Annotated in this window: 12 protein-coding genes and 3 tRNA genes; 13 read left to right on the top strand and 2 right to left on the bottom strand. The window is 58.2% G+C overall.

The window, feature by feature from the left end; genetic code table 11:
• Nucleotides 1–98 precede the first annotated feature (98 nt).
• The 3 genes from ACQY1J_RS14145 (at nucleotide 99) to tuf (ending at nucleotide 1,801) form a co-directional block, all read left to right on the top strand.
• Nucleotides 99–183 (top strand) — tRNA-Tyr (locus ACQY1J_RS14145).
• 26 nt (nucleotides 184–209) lie between these two features.
• Nucleotides 210–283 (top strand) — tRNA-Gly (locus ACQY1J_RS14140).
• A gap of 342 nt (nucleotides 284–625) precedes the next feature.
• Nucleotides 626–1,801, top strand: coding sequence for an elongation factor Tu (gene tuf / locus ACQY1J_RS14135; RefSeq protein ID WP_092662037.1), 1,176 nt, complete (start codon nucleotides 626–628; stop codon nucleotides 1,799–1,801).
• Between the two features lie 108 nt (nucleotides 1,802–1,909).
• Here the strand turns inward: tuf and ACQY1J_RS14130 are convergent, their stop codons facing one another.
• Nucleotides 1,910–3,214, bottom strand: a complete 1,305-nt coding sequence (locus ACQY1J_RS14130; protein WP_430250146.1) for a capsule biosynthesis protein — start codon at nucleotides 3,212–3,214, stop codon at nucleotides 1,910–1,912.
• Nucleotides 3,215–3,423: 209 nt separating this feature from the next.
• Here ACQY1J_RS14130 and ACQY1J_RS14125 point away from each other — a divergent pair, with 209 nt between their 5' ends.
• The 10 genes from ACQY1J_RS14125 to rpoC all read left to right on the top strand — a co-directional run bounded on the left by ACQY1J_RS14125 (nucleotide 3,424) and on the right by rpoC (nucleotide 17,311).
• Nucleotides 3,424–4,818, top strand: coding sequence for a capsule biosynthesis protein (locus tag ACQY1J_RS14125; protein WP_430250145.1), 1,395 nt, complete (start codon nucleotides 3,424–3,426; stop codon nucleotides 4,816–4,818).
• A gap of 108 nt (nucleotides 4,819–4,926) precedes the next feature.
• Nucleotides 4,927–5,002: transfer RNA gene (locus ACQY1J_RS14120), tRNA-Trp, on the top strand.
• Nucleotides 5,003–5,197: 195 nt separating this feature from the next.
• Nucleotides 5,198–5,398, top strand: coding sequence for a preprotein translocase subunit SecE (secE, locus tag ACQY1J_RS14115; protein WP_062453170.1), 201 nt, complete (start codon nucleotides 5,198–5,200; stop codon nucleotides 5,396–5,398).
• Nucleotides 5,399–5,413: 15 nt separating this feature from the next.
• Nucleotides 5,414–5,944 (top strand): transcription termination/antitermination protein NusG, encoded by a 531-nt coding sequence (gene nusG / locus ACQY1J_RS14110; protein WP_062453169.1) that lies wholly within the window; start codon nucleotides 5,414–5,416, stop codon nucleotides 5,942–5,944.
• Between the two features lie 174 nt (nucleotides 5,945–6,118).
• Complete coding sequence (gene rplK / locus ACQY1J_RS14105) at nucleotides 6,119–6,550, top strand: 50S ribosomal protein L11 (protein WP_062453168.1); 432 nt, start codon at nucleotides 6,119–6,121, stop codon at nucleotides 6,548–6,550.
• A 1-nt stretch (nucleotide 6,551) separates the two neighbouring features.
• Entirely contained in the window at nucleotides 6,552–7,250 is a 699-nt protein-coding gene (rplA, locus tag ACQY1J_RS14100; RefSeq protein WP_062453167.1) for a 50S ribosomal protein L1, read from the top strand.
• 337 nt (nucleotides 7,251–7,587) lie between these two features.
• Entirely contained in the window at nucleotides 7,588–8,106 is a 519-nt protein-coding gene (gene rplJ, locus ACQY1J_RS14095) for a 50S ribosomal protein L10 (protein ID WP_062453166.1), read from the top strand.
• A 55-nt stretch (nucleotides 8,107–8,161) separates the two neighbouring features.
• Entirely contained in the window at nucleotides 8,162–8,536 is a 375-nt protein-coding gene (gene rplL, locus ACQY1J_RS14090; protein WP_062453165.1) for a 50S ribosomal protein L7/L12, read from the top strand.
• A 247-nt stretch (nucleotides 8,537–8,783) separates the two neighbouring features.
• Nucleotides 8,784–12,914 (top strand): DNA-directed RNA polymerase subunit beta, encoded by a 4,131-nt coding sequence (rpoB, locus tag ACQY1J_RS14085; RefSeq protein WP_062454716.1) that lies wholly within the window; start codon nucleotides 8,784–8,786, stop codon nucleotides 12,912–12,914.
• Between the two features lie 188 nt (nucleotides 12,915–13,102).
• On the top strand, nucleotides 13,103–17,311 hold the full coding sequence (gene rpoC / locus ACQY1J_RS14080) for a DNA-directed RNA polymerase subunit beta' (RefSeq protein WP_092665502.1): 4,209 nt from the start codon (nucleotides 13,103–13,105) through the stop codon (nucleotides 17,309–17,311).
• A gap of 111 nt (nucleotides 17,312–17,422) precedes the next feature.
• Here the strand turns inward: rpoC and ACQY1J_RS14075 are convergent, their stop codons facing one another.
• Nucleotides 17,423–17,716: a hypothetical protein gene (locus ACQY1J_RS14075; RefSeq protein WP_062453163.1), complete on the bottom strand. Its 294-nt coding sequence runs from the start codon at nucleotides 17,714–17,716 to the stop codon at nucleotides 17,423–17,425.
• Between the last annotated feature and the right edge of the window lie 198 nt (nucleotides 17,717–17,914).

Here is a 17,914-nt window from a genome sequence, read left to right as displayed (position 1 = left end):
GTGTTGACAGACGGACATGAGGCCGTCATATACGCGGCGCAGACCGAGGGGCGGCAAGCCTGACGGTCAGCAGACTTGGTCTAACGATCCAGACGAATGGAGAGATGCCCGAGTGGTTAAAGGGGACGGACTGTAAATCCGTTGGCTACGCCTACGTTGGTTCAAATCCAACTCTCTCCACCATTCGTCTTCGAGATCGGACCACCCCCGCGGGTATAGCTCAATGGTAGAGCAGCAGCCTTCCAAGCTGAATACGCGGGTTCGATTCCCGCTACCCGCTCCAATATCCCGGACAAATGATTTCTATTTTCGACCGGTTTGATCCATTCAAACATCGCGTCGATTTGTGCTCGTGTTGATCACGTGCGGCACGCGCAAAAACCGGATCGGACGTCAGGATTACGTATCAGGCCATCACCATCTCTGCGGCGACCATACTTCCGGCAGACGGGGAGGGCGACACGCCGAGGCCTTGAAATACAGGCAGATAGAGCGCCATCTTTCGGCCTGCCCCTTGTACGGGGCGGCGGCGTAATTATGTCTTGCGCAATCCTTGGGAAAGCCTTAAACGGCGACACCAAACCCGGTCGCCGGGTCAACCTCTTATGTTCACAGGAAGCATTCAATGGCAAAGAGCAAGTTTGAGCGCAATAAGCCTCACGTCAACATTGGCACGATCGGTCACGTCGACCACGGCAAGACGTCGCTGACTGCGGCGATCACGAAGTACTTCGGCGAATTCAAGGCCTACGACCAGATCGACGCTGCTCCTGAAGAGAAGGCCCGCGGCATCACCATTTCGACGGCACACGTCGAATACGAGACGCCAAACCGCCACTACGCACACGTCGACTGCCCCGGCCACGCCGACTACGTCAAGAACATGATCACCGGTGCAGCGCAGATGGACGGCGCGATCCTGGTTTGCTCGGCTGCCGACGGCCCGATGCCACAGACCCGCGAGCACATCCTGCTTGCTCGTCAGGTTGGCGTTCCCGCGATCGTCGTGTTCCTCAACAAGGTTGACCAGGTCGACGACGAAGAGCTTCTCGAGCTCGTCGAACTGGAAGTCCGCGAACTTCTGTCGTCCTACGACTTCCCGGGCGACGACATTCCGATCGTCAAGGGTTCGGCTCTGGCCGCTCTTGAAGATTCGAACAAGAAGATCGGCGAAGACGCCGTTCGCGAACTGATGGCAGCTGTTGACGCCTACATCCCGACGCCTGAGCGTCCGATCGACCAGCCGTTCCTGCTGCCGATCGAAGACGTGTTCTCGATCTCGGGCCGTGGTACGGTCGTGACCGGTCGCGTCGAGCGTGGCATCGTCAAGGTTGGTGAAGAAGTCGAAATCGTCGGCATCCGCGCCACGACCAAGACGACTGTTACCGGCGTTGAAATGTTCCGCAAGCTGCTCGACCAGGGCCAGGCCGGCGACAACATCGGCGCTCTGATCCGTGGCGTACAGCGTGACGGCGTCGAGCGTGGCCAGATCCTGTGCAAGCCAGGTTCGGTCAAGCCGCACAAGAAGTTCATGGCAGAAGCCTACATCCTGACCAAGGAAGAAGGCGGCCGTCATACGCCGTTCTTCACGAACTACCGTCCTCAGTTCTACTTCCGTACAACGGACGTGACCGGTATCGTTTCGCTTCCTGAAGGCACGGAAATGGTTATGCCAGGCGACAACGTCACCGTTGAAGTCGAGCTGATCGTTCCAATCGCGATGGAAGAAAAGCTGCGCTTCGCGATCCGCGAAGGCGGTCGTACCGTCGGCGCCGGCATCGTTGCCTCGATCATCGAGTAATCGATAGATCAACCACTTGAAAAAGGCCTCGCGGGAAACCGCGGGGCCTTTTTCGTTACAGCGTGTTGAAATCGGTCAGGAGACGTCCGCAGGAAGCGCGGACGCCGTTCAGCCAAAGAGTTCATTCATATAGCGGAACTGCGTGCTGCCGCGTGGCTTGGCCCAGCTCTTCGGCAGGCGTGGCGCAGGCTCCATCAGCCGTGCTGCAACATTCTCGGCGCCAGCTTCAATCGCGTCTCTCCCGATGAAACCACCGCGGACCTGCGTCGTCGCGGCAAGCGCCCGCTGGAAGGCGTCGAACAGTTCCATGTCCGGTCGCCCCGGATTTGTCCAGAACTCCGCGAGTGGCCCTTGGAACGTCAGCCCGGGGATGTCGTAAACCGCAGCGCCCAGCGCAATTACCGGCTTTGCCATCGATAGCGCCGTCAGTCCGACGGTCGAGTTGACTGTGACGACGCCGGCCGCGCGGGAGATAAGGTCGTCGGTGTCACCGCCATCCGCATAGAAGACACGGTCCGTTATTCCGTGGCGGTTTGAGGCGGCCCGGATGCGCTCGGGCCAGCGCGACAGACCGTTGTCGATCGGATGGACCTTGAACAGCAGGCGGTCGTTACTGCCTGCGTGCTTTGCGAAAGAAGCAATCACCGAATCGACGATGGCGAAGAGGTCGCCGCCGGGGGCGTGACGGATGATCTGGTAATCCCCAGGAAGCTGCAATGGAAACAGGAAGACCCGAGGCAAGCGCACGCCATCCGCCGTCTGAATCGGGGTGAGGGCGGCTGTGGTCGCGAGATCGGCGTTCCGTCGCCGAGATTTCATCCTCAGCGCCTTCCAGATCCAGCCGGCATATTCCCTAACCGGATGCACGGGCCCATGGGTCCGGTAGTTGGGATGAACGAGCCATCCCAAGAGAACATTGGGAACGTGATAGACAAGATCGTAGAGCGCGTAGGTCAAGAAGCTGGAGCGGTAGCGTCCGACCCCGTCAATGGCCGGTGCGCTTTCCGCGATCATGCGGATACGCTCCGCATCCTGCGGGAAGCGAGAATGTGCCGACATGCCATCCGGCTCTATCGTCAGCCAGTCGGGCCGCAGATACCCGTGTTCGAGAATATGGACGTCAACGCCTCTGGCTGACGCAACGGCAGCCGCGCTGTGATGCGGCGCACGACCATCACCAAGCATGACGATATCGGTTACATTGTGATCGCTTATGTAGCGATCGAGATACACTGCCCAATGTTCAGGCTTTTCGCGAAACAGTTCGCTTTTGCGCGGCCACCAAAACGCCACATCACCTATGGATAGGTTGATCTTCGATACCTCCGCGCCTTTGTTTTCAATGGCTTCCGCGAGCTTCTTGAGAAACGGCGAGGCGGGTCCTTGAAGCAGCAGGAATCGGCGTTGATGCATGGCGACGTAACCTTGGGATATGCTTCGTGCGTAAAAGGCGCCATTGACGACGGTGGTGCCTTCGTGAAAGTACCGGAACTGTTTAACGGTAATTGTGTGAATTGGCATCCGTCTCACGTACGGGGAGCTGTGTATTACGTCGGGAGAACCCCGATCAGGCTAAACGACCCTCAATTTCATGATCCCGAATCAAGCGGTATTGGCTTCGAATGACAAAAGTCCTGTTTCTCCAAGGTCCACCGTCCGTGTTCTGGCGCGAGCTGGCAAACGCGTTCGAAGCGCAGGGGATCGGTACGAAGCGTGTGAACTTCTCGTTCGGAGACCAGGCCTACTGGCGCAAGTCCGGAGCGATCAACTATCGCGGAACGCTGAGGGCCTGGCCACGCTATCTGGCTGAACTCATCCGTCGCGAAGGCATCACCGACATTCTCTATTATGCCGACAGGCTGCCCTACCATCGCTTTGCCGGACGCGTTGCACGTCGGTTGGGCATTCAGTGTCATGCCGTCGAGTTCGGCTATCTTCGGCCGGACTGGATCACGCTCGAACGCAATGGCATGGGCCGCTTCTCGCACTTCCCCAACGATCCGAACGTGATTCGCAAGGTTGCCGAGCAGGTTCCCGAACCGGATCTCAAGGCGCGCTACGGCCACACGTTCGGACAGGAGGCGACAAACGAGGTCATCTATAATCTCCTGGCATATTTCGGCCGCCCGATGTTCCCGTTCTACCGCTCGGACAAGTACTACGATCCGCTGTTCGACTATCTGTCGTGGCTGCCGCGCATGTTCCGTTCGCGCCACGATCTGCCAGAGGGATTTTTCGACGGCGAAACCGGCAAGAATTACCTCCTGGCTCTGCAATTGCAGAGCGACTACCAGATCCGAGCAAACTCTCCTTATCGGCATCTCTCTCAGATGATCGATCAGGTCATCCACTCGTTCTCGAGACATGCTCCCGAAAGCGCGCGGTTGATCGTAAAGCAGCATCCGCTCGACAACGATCTCGAGGGCTGGCGCAAGATCGTGTCGAAGATTGCCGCCCGCTACCGCGTCTCTAACCGGGTCGTGTTTATCGAAAGAGGTGATCTCGGAGCGATCCTTCGCCATTCGCACGGGACGATCGTTGCCAACTCCACGACGGCGATGCACAGCCTGAGAGCCGGTCTTCCGACGATTGCGCTCGGTGCGGCAGTTTACGACATGCCCGGGTTGACCCATCAGGGCGGGATCGACTCGTTCTGGTCTGACCCCGAGCCGCTTGACGCGAACCTGCTGCGCGCCTTCATCAAGGCATTGGCCGGCACGGTACAGATCAAGGGCAATTTCTATCACGAAGAGGGCCGCGCGCTCGCGATCGAATCGATCATCACCCGCGTTCGCGACCGCACCGTCAACGAACCTGGCGCCTTCGTCGAAAAACCGCCGCGTCTGGCATGGCAACGGCTTCCGCTGCCAACAGAGAGGCGCGTGCCGGCGACCGGGACGGCGACGGGCGCCGTCGAGCTTTCAACGCGCGATCTTCTCCTGGGGAAGCCGGATCAAGTCTTGTCCCCGGTCTCGGCAATAGATCTCGGCGACAACGTCGGCGGCAAATTCAGATAGCCTGGCAAGTTTCAAAAAACACTCTTGCCAAGTCCGGCGCAGCGTCTTAAAGGGAGCGCCTAGCCGGTGACGGAGAGGATCTTGATGGTCCGTCAGTCTTCGGTTTGAAGGGGTATAGCTCAGTTGGTAGAGCGGCGGTCTCCAAAACCGCAGGTCGTCGGTTCAAGCCCGGCTGCCCCTGCCAGCCTTCGCACAACACATAGCTTGCGACTGTAATTGATAGGCGCTGAGCGGTTGTTGTCCAAAGTTGGGAATTTCATGTAGGCACCTTTTTCCTCTTGTTTAACGGGAAATGGGTGTTTATGTAGGGAACAACAGACACGCGGTGCGTGGGGCTGAACGATATCGGCTTTACGTGCCGTAATTGCGTGGGCAATCGATGGCATCCAAAACCAATCCGGCAACGTTCTTCAAGCAGGTTCGTTCCGAAGCGTCTAAAATCACTTGGCCATCCCGCCGTGAAACCACGATCTCGACGATCATGGTTCTGGTCATGGTCGTGGTTGCGGCGCTGTTTTTCTTCGCTGCGGACCAGCTTATTGGCTGGTTGCTCGGCTTCGTGCTGAACGTCAGCGTTTGATCCTGGAGTATTAAGATGGCGGCCCGCTGGTACATCGTCCACGCATATTCGAACTTTGAGAAAAAGGTCGCTGAGGACATCGAGAACAAGGCTCGCCAGAAGGGGCTTGAGCACTTGTTCGAACAGATCCTTGTTCCGACGGAAAAGGTTGTGGAAGTGCGTCGCGGCCGAAAGGTCGATAGCGAACGCAAGTTCTTCCCAGGCTACGTCATGGTTCGTGCGAACCTGACGGACGAAGCCTACCATCTGATCAAGAACACGCCGAAGGTTACCGGCTTCCTTGGTTCTGACAACAAGCCTGTTCCGATCCCTGACTCCGAAGCCGATCGTATCCTCGGTCAGGTTCAGGAAGGTGTCGAGCGGCCGAAGTCCTCGATCTCGTTCGAGGTTGGTGAACAGGTTCGTGTTTCCGATGGTCCGTTCGCGTCGTTCAACGGCGTTGTTCAGGATGTCGATGAAGAGCGTTCGCGCCTCAAGGTCGAAGTGTCGATCTTTGGCCGCGCCACTCCGGTGGAGCTCGAATACGCTCAGGTCGAGAAGGTCTGATTGTTTTTAAATATGGGCTGCCATTGAGTTGGCGGCCCTGTGCGGCGTTTGCCGTAACCCGCGTGGAAGGTGAGGGGTCTAGCCGGACCTCGGTAAGCCGCACCACGCAACCGCAGCCGCCGGTCAATCCGGCATTTCGGACCAAGACATCGGTCCATAACGAAAGGCAGAGAAATGGCTAAGAAAGTAGCAGGCCAGCTCAAGCTTCAGGTCAAGGCAGGATCGGCTAACCCGTCCCCGCCAATCGGCCCGGCGCTTGGTCAGCGTGGCATCAACATCATGGAATTCTGCAAGGCGTTCAATGCCGCCACGCAGGAAATGGAAAAGGGTATGCCGATCCCGGTCGTCATCACCTATTACCAGGACAAGTCCTTCACCTTCGCGATGAAGCAGCCGCCGGTTACTTACTGGCTGAAGAAGGAAGCGAAGATCACATCCGGTTCCAAGACACCTGGCAAGGGTGGCAAGGCCGGTACCATCACCAAGGCTCAGGTCCGTGCGATCGCCGAAGGTAAGATGAAGGATCTCAACGCAGCCGACGTCGAAGGCGCAATGCTGATGGTTGAGGGCTCTGCCCGCTCCATGGGCCTGGAAGTGGTGGCTTAACATGGTAAAGCTCGCAAAGCGCATGAAGAAGATCCGCGAAGGCGTGGATCCGACAACGCTCATCGCTCTCACCGAAGCCATCTCGATGGTCAAGGAACGTGCGACGGCTAAGTTCGACGAAACCGTCGAAATCTCGATGAACCTCGGCGTTGACCCGCGTCACGCAGACCAGATGGTCCGCGGCGTTGTCAACCTGCCGAACGGCACCGGCCGTGACGTTCGCGTTGCTGTTTTCGCACGTGGCGCAAAGGCTGATGAAGCCAAGGCTGCTGGTGCAGACATTGTTGGCGCAGAAGACCTGCTGGAAATCGTTCAGGGCGGCAAGATCGACTTCGATCGTTGCATCGCAACTCCTGACATGATGCCGCTCGTCGGTCGTCTCGGTAAGGTTCTCGGCCCGCGTGGCATGATGCCGAACCCGAAGGTCGGTACTGTGACCATGGACGTTGCCGGAGCCGTCAAGGCTTCCAAGGGCGGCGCTGTCGAGTTCCGCGTCGAGAAGGCCGGTATCGTTCACGCCGGCATCGGCAAGGCTTCCTTCGATGCCAAGGCACTCGAAGAAAACATCCGTGCCTTCGCTGACGCCGTCATCAAGGCAAAGCCGGCTGGTGCCAAGGGCAACTACCTGAAGCGCGTCGCGATTTCGTCGACGATGGGCCCAGGCGTCAAGATCGAACCTTCTTCGGTCACCGCTGCTTAATGAATTGCCGGAGCCCCAGGGCTCCGGCTGCATGAATTCCCTCTCCCTTTGGGGAGTGGGAATTTCCGGAGAAATCCGGAATTCCTGTCCGAGATTGCAGGTGGTTTTCCCTTAATCACTTGGCCTGCATGAGACGGGTAAGAACGCAGATTTTCGGCGCTCCGGCGTTGTCAATTCGGTTCGAGCCTTGTGTGCCTTAAGCCTGAAGCCTTCTTGGCGACAGAGCGGGGGGACAGGATCCTCAACCGCCACGGACGGTCCGTCAAACGATCGTTCGAGGCAAAGGCAAACCCGGTAGGGCCTGCAGGATTGCGGTCCTATCAACTGGAGACAGACAGTGGAAAGAGCGGAAAAACGCGAATTCGTCACGGAGCTGAATGAAGTCTTCAAGGCTTCTGGTTCAGTTGTCGTGGCCCACTATGCTGGTGTCACAGTTGCGCAGATGAACGACTTCCGTTCAAAAATGCGTGCTGCTGGCGGCACCGTCAAAGTCGCGAAGAACCGCCTGGCCAAGATCGCTCTTCAGGGTACGGAAGCAGAAGGGATCTCCGATCTCTTCACCGGTCAGACACTCATTGCCTACAGCAATGACCCGATCACTGCTCCCAAAGTCGTCGTGGATTTCGCCAAGACTAACGACAAGATCGTTGTCCTCGGTGGAGCCATGGGAACAACCACGCTCAACGCTGAAGCAGTCAAGTCGCTTGCGACCCTGCCTTCGCTGGACGAGCTTCGTGGCAAGCTGCTGGGCCTCTTGAACGCCCCGGCTACCCGCATTGCAACGGTTGTATCCGCACCAGCAGCTCAGCTTGCTCGCGTGTTTGCGGCTTACTCAAAGAAGGACGAAGCCGCGTAAGGCGGTTTTTCGCTGTTCAAAACCAAGTTCGAACCGAATATAAGGAACTGATAAAATGGCTGATCTCGCAAAGATCGTTGAAGACCTGTCCGCCCTGACCGTTCTGGAAGCTGCTGAGCTTTCCAAGATGCTCGAAGAAAAGTGGGGCGTTTCGGCTGCTGCTCCTGTCGCAGCTGCTGCTGCTGGCGGCGGTGCTGCTGCTGTCGTTGAAGAAGAAAAGACCGAATTCGACGTTATCCTCGTTGAAGCCGGCGCTAACAAGATCAACGTCATCAAGGAAGTCCGCGCAATCACAGGTCTCGGCCTGAAGGAAGCTAAGGACCTCGTCGAAGGCGCTCCTAAGGCTGTCAAGGAAGCCGTTTCCAAGGCTGAAGCTGCAGACCTCAAGAAGAAGCTTGAAGACGCAGGCGCCAAGGTCGACGTCAAGTAATATCGGAATACGGTGGGGGAGATCAGTCTCCCCCGCTTTCTTCCTCCGAAACTATTACCCAGGGATCGTGAAAACGGCCCCTGGGTAATGGGTTCTCAAGAGGATGGTCCTGAACCGAACCGAGAAGGCAATCCGGCCTTTCGCTTTCGGGAAGTAGGACGAGTTTGAGAATACCATGTTCGACGGGATCGACTGGCCAGCGAACCCCGTCCGTTGCAGGCCCGGATGCAATTTTGAAGGAGCGACGATGGCTCAGACCCTTTCATTTAACGGTCGCAGGCGCGTACGCAAGTTTTTTGGGAAAATCCCCGAAGTCACAGAAATGCCGAACCTTATCGAGGTTCAGAAGGCGTCTTACGATCAGTTTCTGATGGTTGAAGAGCCGAAGGGTGGTCGTCCGGACGAAGGTTTGAACTCCGTGTTCAGGTCTGTCTTCCCGATCAGCGATTTCTCCGGCGCTTCCATGCTCGAATTCGTGTCCTACGAATTCGAACCGCCGAAGTTCGACGTCGAAGAATGCCGTCAGCGCGATCTGACCTACGCAGCGCCTCTCAAGGTGACGCTGCGTCTCATCGTGTTTGATATCGACGAGGATACGGGCGCGAAGTCCATCAAGGACATCAAGGAACAGTCCGTCTACATGGGCGACATGCCGCTCATGACCGACAACGGGACGTTCATCGTGAACGGTACCGAGCGCGTCATCGTGTCTCAGATGCACCGTTCGCCGGGCGTGTTCTTCGACCACGACAAGGGCAAGAGCCACTCTTCCGGCAAGCTGTTGTTCGCGGCCCGCGTGATTCCGTATCGCGGTTCCTGGCTCGACATTGAATTCGACGCCAAGGACATCGTCTACGCTCGTATCGACCGTCGCCGCAAGATCCCGGTATCTTCGCTGCTGATGGCGCTCGGCATGGACGGCGAGGAAATCCTGTCGACGTTCTATACGAAGTCCAACTATGTTCGCGACGGCGAAGGCTGGCGCATTCCGTTCAACGCCGAAACCCTCAAGGGTGCCAAGGCGCTGTCGGAAATGGTTGACGCCGACACAGGCGAAGTCGTTGTGGAATCCGGCAAGAAGCTGACCCCGCGTCTGCTTCGTTCGCTGACCGAGAAGGGCCTCAAGGCCATCAAGGCAACGAATGACGACCTCTACGGCAACTATCTGGCCGAAGACATCGTCAACTACTCGACGGGTGAGATCTATCTCGAAGCCGGCGACGAAATCGACGAGAAGACCCTCAAGGTCATCCTCGACCACGGTTTCGACGAGATCCCGGTTCTCGGCATCGACCACATCAATGTTGGCGCCTACATCCGCAACACGCTGGCCGCAGACAAGAACGAGCATCGTCAGGATGCACTGTTCGACATCTACCGCGTCATGCGTCCGGGCGAGCCGCCGACGATGGACTCGGCCGAAGCCATGTTCAATTCGCTGTTCTTCGATTCGGAGCGTTACGATCTCTCCGCCGTCGGCCGCGTGAAGATGAACATGCGTCTCGACGTCGACGCTCCAGACACGATGCGCGTTCTGCGCAAGGACGATATCCTGGCCGTGGTCCGCATGCTCGTCGAACTGCGTGACGGCAAGGGCGAAATCGACGACATCGACAACCTCGGCAACCGCCGCGTTCGTTCTGTCGGCGAACTGATGGAAAATCAGTACCGTCTGGGTCTGCTCCGCATGGAGCGCGCCATCAAGGAACGCATGTCGTCGATCGAGATCGACACCGTGATGCCGCAGGACCTGATCAACGCGAAGCCGGCTGCTGCCGCGGTTCGCGAATTCTTCGGTTCCTCGCAGCTGTCGCAGTTCATGGACCAGGTGAACCCGCTTTCGGAAATCACCCACAAGCGTCGTCTTTCGGCACTTGGCCCGGGTGGTCTGACCCGCGAGCGCGCAGGCTTCGAAGTCCGCGACGTTCACCCGACCCACTACGGCCGTATCTGCCCGATCGAAACGCCGGAAGGCCCGAATATCGGTCTGATCAACTCGCTCGCAACCTTCGCCCGTGTGAACAAGTACGGCTTCATCGAAAGCCCGTACCGCAAGATCATCGATGGCAAGGTGACGAAGGACGTCGTCTATCTCTCCGCTATGGAAGAGGCGAAGTACTACGTTGCGCAGGCGAACTCGGAACTCACCTCCGAGGGCACCTTCGTTGAAGAGTTCGTGGTCTGCCGCCATTCCGGCGAAGTCATGCTGTCCCCGCGCGACACCGTCAACCTGATGGACGTTTCGCCTAAGCAGCTCGTCTCCGTCGCAGCGGCTCTGATCCCGTTCCTCGAAAACGACGACGCCAACCGCGCCCTCATGGGGTCCAACATGCAGCGTCAGGCGGTTCCGTTGGTTCGCGCCGAAGCGCCGTTCGTCGGCACCGGCATGGAGCCCGTGGTTGCGCGTGACTCCGGCGCGGCTATTGCTGCCCGGCGTAGCGGTGTTGTGGACCAGGTGGATGCGACCCGTATCGTTATCCGTGCGACGGAAGATCTCGAATCCGGCAAGTCCGGCGTCGATATCTACCGCCTGCAGAAGTTCCAGCGCTCCAACCAGAATACCTGCGTCAACCAGCGTCCGCTGGTCGCCGTCGGCGACATTCTGAACAAGGGCGACATCATCGCTGACGGTCCTTCGACCGACCTCGGTGACCTGGCTCTCGGCCGCAACGCGCTCGTCGCGTTCATGCCTTGGAACGGCTACAACTACGAAGACTCGATCCTCATGTCCGAGCGCATCGTGTCTGACGACGTGTTCACCTCCATCCACATCGAGGAATTCGAAGTGATGGCGCGCGACACGAAGCTTGGTCCTGAAGAAATCACGCGCGACATTCCGAACGTATCGGAAGAAGCGCTGAAGAACCTCGACGAAGCCGGCATCGTCTATATCGGCGCCGAAGTTCAGCCGGGCGACATCCTCGTCGGCAAGATCACACCGAAGGGCGAAAGCCCGATGACGCCTGAAGAAAAGCTTCTGCGCGCCATCTTCGGTGAAAAGGCTTCCGACGTTCGCGACACGTCCATGCGTATGCCTCCGGGCACGTTTGGCACCGTCGTCGAAGTTCGCGTCTTCAACCGTCACGGCGTCGAAAAGGACGAACGTGCGATGGCGATCGAACGCGAGGAAATCGAACGCCTCGCCAAGGACCGCGACGACGAACAGGCGATCCTCGACCGTAACGTCTACGGCCGTCTGATCGAGATGCTCCGTGGTCAGGCGTCTGTGGCCGGTCCTAAGGGCTTCAAGAAGGGCGTCGAGCTCTCCAACGCCGTCGTCTCCGAATATCCCCGCTCCCAGTGGTGGATGTTCGCGGTCGAGGACGAAAAGGTCCAGGGCGAGATCGAAGCATTGCGTGGTCAGTACGACGAGTCGAAGTCGCTGCTTGAGCATCGCTTCATGGACAAGGTCGAAAAGGTCCAGCGCGGCGACGAAATGCCTCCGGGTGTCATGAAGATGGTCAAGGTCTTTGTCGCTGTGAAGCGCAAGATCCAGCCGGGCGACAAGATGGCCGGCCGTCACGGTAACAAGGGCGTTGTTTCGCGTATCGTGCCTGTCGAAGACATGCCGTTCCTCGAAGACGGTACCCACGTCGACATCTGCTTGAACCCGCTGGGCGTGCCTTCGCGCATGAACGTCGGTCAGATCCTCGAAACCCACCTTGCCTGGGCTTGCGCCGGCATGGGTAAGAAGATCGGCGAGCTACTCGACGAATACCGCAAGACCATGGACATCGGCGAGCTGAAGACAGTTCTGACCGACGTGTATGCCAGTGAGGCCAAGAACGAAGTCGTCGACTTCGACGATGACTCGCTGGTCAGACTTGCCGAACAGTCCCGCAAGGGCGTCTCCATCGCAACGCCGGTTTTCGACGGTGCGCATGAACCAGACGTTGCTTCGATGCTGAAGAAGGCCGGTCTGCACGAAAGCGGTCAGTCGACCCTGTACGACGGTCGTACCGGTGAAGCCTTCGACCGTCAGGTGACTGTTGGCTACATGTACATGATCAAGCTGAACCACCTTGTGGACGACAAGATCCACGCGCGTTCGATTGGTCCGTACTCGCTCGTCACCCAGCAGCCGCTTGGTGGTAAGGCTCAGTTCGGTGGTCAGCGCTTCGGGGAAATGGAAGTCTGGGCTCTGGAAGCTTACGGCGCCGCCTACACCCTGCAGGAAATGCTGACGGTGAAGTCGGACGACGTGGCAGGTCGTACCAAGGTCTACGAGGCGATCGTCCGAGGCGACGACACGTTCGAGGCAGGCATTCCGGAGAGCTTCAACGTTCTCGTCAAGGAAATGCGCTCGCTGGGTCTGTCGGTCGAACTGGAAAATTCCAAGCTCGATACGGCTGACGCACTGCCCGACGCGGCTGAATAAAATTTGACAAGGGGCGTGCGGGGGCAACCGCGCACGCCATTCCTTCCGCCGGTGAAGTTAGCACCGGGAGAGGGGAGTTTTGCCGCATTCTGCGGTTATTGTCATTTATGGGTCGAGGATTGGCATCCCGGGAATTTGCCAGTACCGCGACCCGACTGAGGGCGTAACGCCCCATCAAGGAGACAGGCATGAACCAAGAGGTCATGAACCTTTTCAACCCGACAGTGCCCGCACAGCACTTCGATTCGATCCGGATCTCGATTGCGAGCCCGGAAAAGATCCTGTCGTGGTCCTACGGCGAGATCAAGAAGCCGGAAACGATCAACTATCGTACGTTCAAGCCTGAACGCGATGGTCTTTTCTGCGCGCGCATTTTCGGACCTATCAAGGACTACGAATGCCTGTGCGGCAAGTACAAGCGCATGAAGTACAAGGGCATCATCTGCGAAAAGTGCGGCGTTGAAGTCACGCTGTCGCGCGTTCGCCGCGAGCGCATGGGCCATATCGAACTTGCTGCGCCTGTTGCCCACATCTGGTTCCTGAAGTCGCTGCCTTCGCGTATCTCGACACTGCTCGACATGACGCTGAAGGATGTCGAACGCGTTCTGTATTTCGAGAACTACATCGTCACTGAGCCTGGCCTGACGTCGCTGAAGGAAAATCAGCTTCTGTCGGAAGAGGAATACATGATTGCCATCGACGAGTTCGGTGAAGATCAGTTCACGGCGATGATCGGTGCTGAAGCCATCTACGAGATGCTGGCATCGATGAATCTCGAAAAGATCGCTGGTGACCTTCGCACGGACCTTGCTGAGACCACATCGGATCTCAAGCAGAAGAAGCTGATGAAGCGCCTGAAGATCGTCGAGAACTTCATGGAATCCGGCAACCGCCCGGAATGGATGATCATGAAGGTCGTTCCGGTCATCCCACCGGATCTGCGCCCGCTGGTTCCGCTTGACGGCGGCCGTTTCGCGACGTCCGACCTCAACGATCTGTACCGCCGCGTCATCAACCGTAACAACCGTCTGAAGCGCCTGATCGAACTGCGCGCTCCCGGCATCATCATCCGCAACGAAAAGCGCATGCTGCAGGAATCTGTGGACGCGCTGTTCGACAACGGCCGTCGTGGCCGCGTCATCACCGGTGCCAACAAGCGTCCGCTGAAGTCGCTGTCCGACATGCTCAAGGGCAAGCAGGGCCGCTTCCGCCAGAACCTTCTCGGCAAGCGCGTCGACTATTCCGGTCGTTCGGTCATCGTGACCGGTCCGGAACTGAAGCTGCACCAGTGCGGCCTGCCGAAGAAGATGGCGCTCGAGCTGTTCAAGCCGTTCATCTACGCCCGTCTCGACGCCAAGGGTTATTCCTCGACCGTCAAGCAGGCGAAGAAGCTGGTTGAAAAGGAAAAGCCAGAAGTTTGGGATATCCTCGACGAGGTCATCCGCGAGCATCCGGTTCTTCTGAACCGCGCACCGACGCTGCACCGTCTGGGCATCCAGGCTTTCGAACCGATCCTGGTTGAAGGCAAGGCTATCCAGCTGCATCCGCTCGTCTGCACGGCCTTCAACGCCGACTTCGACGGTGACCAGATGGCTGTTCACGTGCCGCTCTCGCTGGAAGCCCAGCTTGAAGCCCGCGTGCTCATGATGTCGACGAACAACATTCTGCATCCGGCAAACGGCGCACCGATCATCGTTCCTTCGCAGGACATGGTTCTCGGCCTGTACTATCTGTCGATCCTCAATCAGAACGAGCCGGGCGAAGGCATGGTCTTCTCGGACATGGGCGAACTGCACCATGCTCTGGAAAACAAGGTCGTCACCCTGCACGCCAAGATTCGCGGTCGTTTCAAGACGGTCGACGAGGACGGCAAGCCGGTTTCCAAGATCTATGAAACGACACCTGGTCGTATGATCATCGGCGAACTTCTGCCGAAGAACTTCAAGGTGCCGTACGAGACCTGCAACCAGGAAATGACCAAGAAGAACATCTCCAAGATGATCGACACGGTCTACCGCCACTGCGGTCAGAAGGACACGGTCATTTTCTGCGACCGTATCATGCAGCTCGGCTTCACCCATGCGTGCAAGGCTGGCATTTCGTTCGGTAAGGACGACATGATCATCCCGGACTCGAAGGTGAAAATCGTCGGTGATACCGAAGCCCTCGTGAAGGAATACGAACAGCAGTACAACGACGGCCTGATCACTCAGGGCGAGAAGTACAACAAGGTCGTAGACGCCTGGGGTAAGGCCACCGAGAAGGTCGCCGAAGACATGATGGCCCGCATTAAGGCTGTCGAATTCGACGCAGAGACCGGTCGCCAGAAGCCGATGAACGCGATCTACATGATGTCCCACTCCGGCGCCCGTGGTTCACCGAACCAGATGCGTCAGCTGGGCGGCATGCGCGGCCTGATGGCGAAGCCGTCGGGTGAAATCATCGAGACCCCGATCATCTCGAACTTCAAAGAAGGCCTGACCGTTAACGAGTACTTCAACTCGACCCACGGTGCCCGTAAGGGTCTCGCAGACACCGCCTTGAAGACGGCGAACTCCGGTTACCTGACCCGTCGTCTCGTCGACGTGGCCCAGGACTGCATCGTCAACATGGTCGATTGCGGCACCGAGAGCGGTCTCACCATGACCGCCATCGTTGACGCCGGTCAGGTTGTTGCGTCCATCGGTACCCGCGTTCTCGGTCGTACGGCCCTCGACGACATCGATCATCCAGTCACGGGTGAGCGCATCGTCGATGCTGGTCGCATGATCCTCGAGCCCGATGTCATCGAGATCGAAAAGGCTGGCATTCAGTCGATCCGTATCCGCTCTGCACTGACCTGCGAAGTTCAGACGGGCGTATGCTCGATCTGCTACGGCCGTGACCTTGCGCGCGGTACACCGGTCAACATGGGTGAGGCTGTCGGCGTTATCGCTGCTCAGTCGATCGGTGAGCCGGGTACCCAGCTGACCATGCGTACGTTCCACTTGGGCGGTACGGCAAACGTGGTCGACTCGTCGTTCCTGGAAGCGTCCTATGAGGGCACGATCCAGATCAAGAACCGCAACATGCTGCGCAACTCGGAAAACGTTCTCGTCGCGATGGGCCGCAACATGTCGGTCACCATTCTCGACGAGCGTGGTGTCGAGCGTTCCTCGCAGCGCGTCGCCTACGGTTCGAAGCTGCATGTCGATGACGGCGACAAGGTTCGTCGTGGTCAGCGTCTTGCAGAGTGGGACCCCTACACACGCCCGATGATGACGGAAGTCGCCGGTACGGTGTTCTTCGAGGACATGGTCGACTCGATTTCGGTATCGGAATCGACCGACGAATCCACGGGTATCACCAAGCGTCAGGTTATCGACTGGCGTTCGACCCCGCGCGGTATCGATCTGAAGCCTGCAATCGTCATCAAGGACGCTTCGGGTGCGATCATGAAGCTGTCGCGTGGTGGTGACGCCCGCTTCAACCTCAACGTCGATGCCATCCTGTCCGTAGAACCGGGCAGCAAGGTATCGCAGGGCGATGTTCTGGCGCGTATCCCGATGGAAAGCGCCAAGACCAAGGACATCACCGGTGGTCTGCCGCGCGTTGCCGAACTGTTCGAAGCTCGTCGTCCGAAGGACCACGCCATCATCGCTGAGATCGATGGTACGATCCGCCTCGGCCGCGACTACAAGAATAAGCGTCGCGTCCAGATCGAGCCTGCCGAAGACGGTGTCGAAGCAGTCGAATACCTGATCCCGAAGGGCAAGCCCTTCCACCTTCAGGAAGGCGACTACATCGAAAAGGGCGACTACATCCTCGACGGCAATCCTGCGCCGCACGACATCCTGGCGATCAAGGGCGTGGAAGCACTCGCTTCCTACCTGGTCAACGAAATCCAGGAAGTCTACCGTCTGCAGGGCGTTGTGATCAACGACAAGCACATCGAAGTGATTGTTCGTCAGATGCTTCAGAAGGTCGAGATCACCGATAGCGGCGACAGCCAGTATATCGTCGGTGACAATGTCGACCGGATCGAACTTGACGATGCCAACGACCGTCTCATCGAGGAAGGCAAGAAGCCTGCCTTCGGCGACCCGGTACTCCTCGGCATCACCAAGGCATCGCTGCAGACGCCGTCCTTCATCTCGGCTGCATCCTTCCAGGAAACCACCAAGGTTCTCACGGAAGCTGCAATCGCCGGCAAGACGGATACGCTGCAGGGTCTGAAGGAAAACGTCATCGTCGGCCGTCTCATCCCGGCTGGTACTGGCGGCACCATGACGCAGATCCGCCGCATCGCCACTTCGCGCGACGACCTCATCCTTGAGGAACGCAAGAAGGGCTCCGGCGCTGGCTCGGCTACACCGATGCTGCAGAACATGAACCCGGAAAAGACTCCGGCCGAATAAGGCTGCGAGGGTAGGGCGCCCGGAAACGGGCGCTCTCTTTTCAGGAACGCACGACAAAAAAAACGCCCGGAGCGATCCGGGCGTTTTTGTTTTGCTGTATTCAGACAATGGTCAGTCGAAGCGGATGATCGCGACTTCGCCCTCAAGCGCACCCTGATAGGCCGATGCATGCGGCTCTTCGGGCGGCTCGTCGGTCAGGACGCCGATCTGATCGAGGTCGGCCTCTAGGAAGCCTTCTTCGGTGAGCGCGTTCAACGCCTCCCTTACGGCGGAATCATCGTCGGGCGCGCGCAGGATGACATGCATCTCGATGCCTTCGCCGCCCTTGGTCTCGTAAGCCTTGCCGATGATGATGAAAATCATCGGGTCATCGAGCGTATTGTCGTTATCGGCGGGGTTTGCCATGTGCAATCTCCAGGTAAAGGGGCTGACGCTTCATTGTCATCAAGAGGCAAGAGCGAGGAATGTTCCGAAACCTCCTTTATTGCCATATTCAGTGATTCCCAAACGGAAATCCCAGGGTCGAACTTTAATGTTTTGGGGCGGCTTTTCAGGAGATCGAAAACCCCGGTAAACAAGGCTTTCCGCCATTATTTTCGGGCC

It is taken from the genome of Neorhizobium sp. DAR64860/K0K1 (genome assembly GCF_050500205.1).
GTDB lineage: Bacteria > Pseudomonadota > Alphaproteobacteria > Rhizobiales > Rhizobiaceae > Neorhizobium > Neorhizobium soli.
Note: the sequence above shows the minus strand (reverse complement) of the source record. Positions and strands in the feature narration are given on the sequence as shown.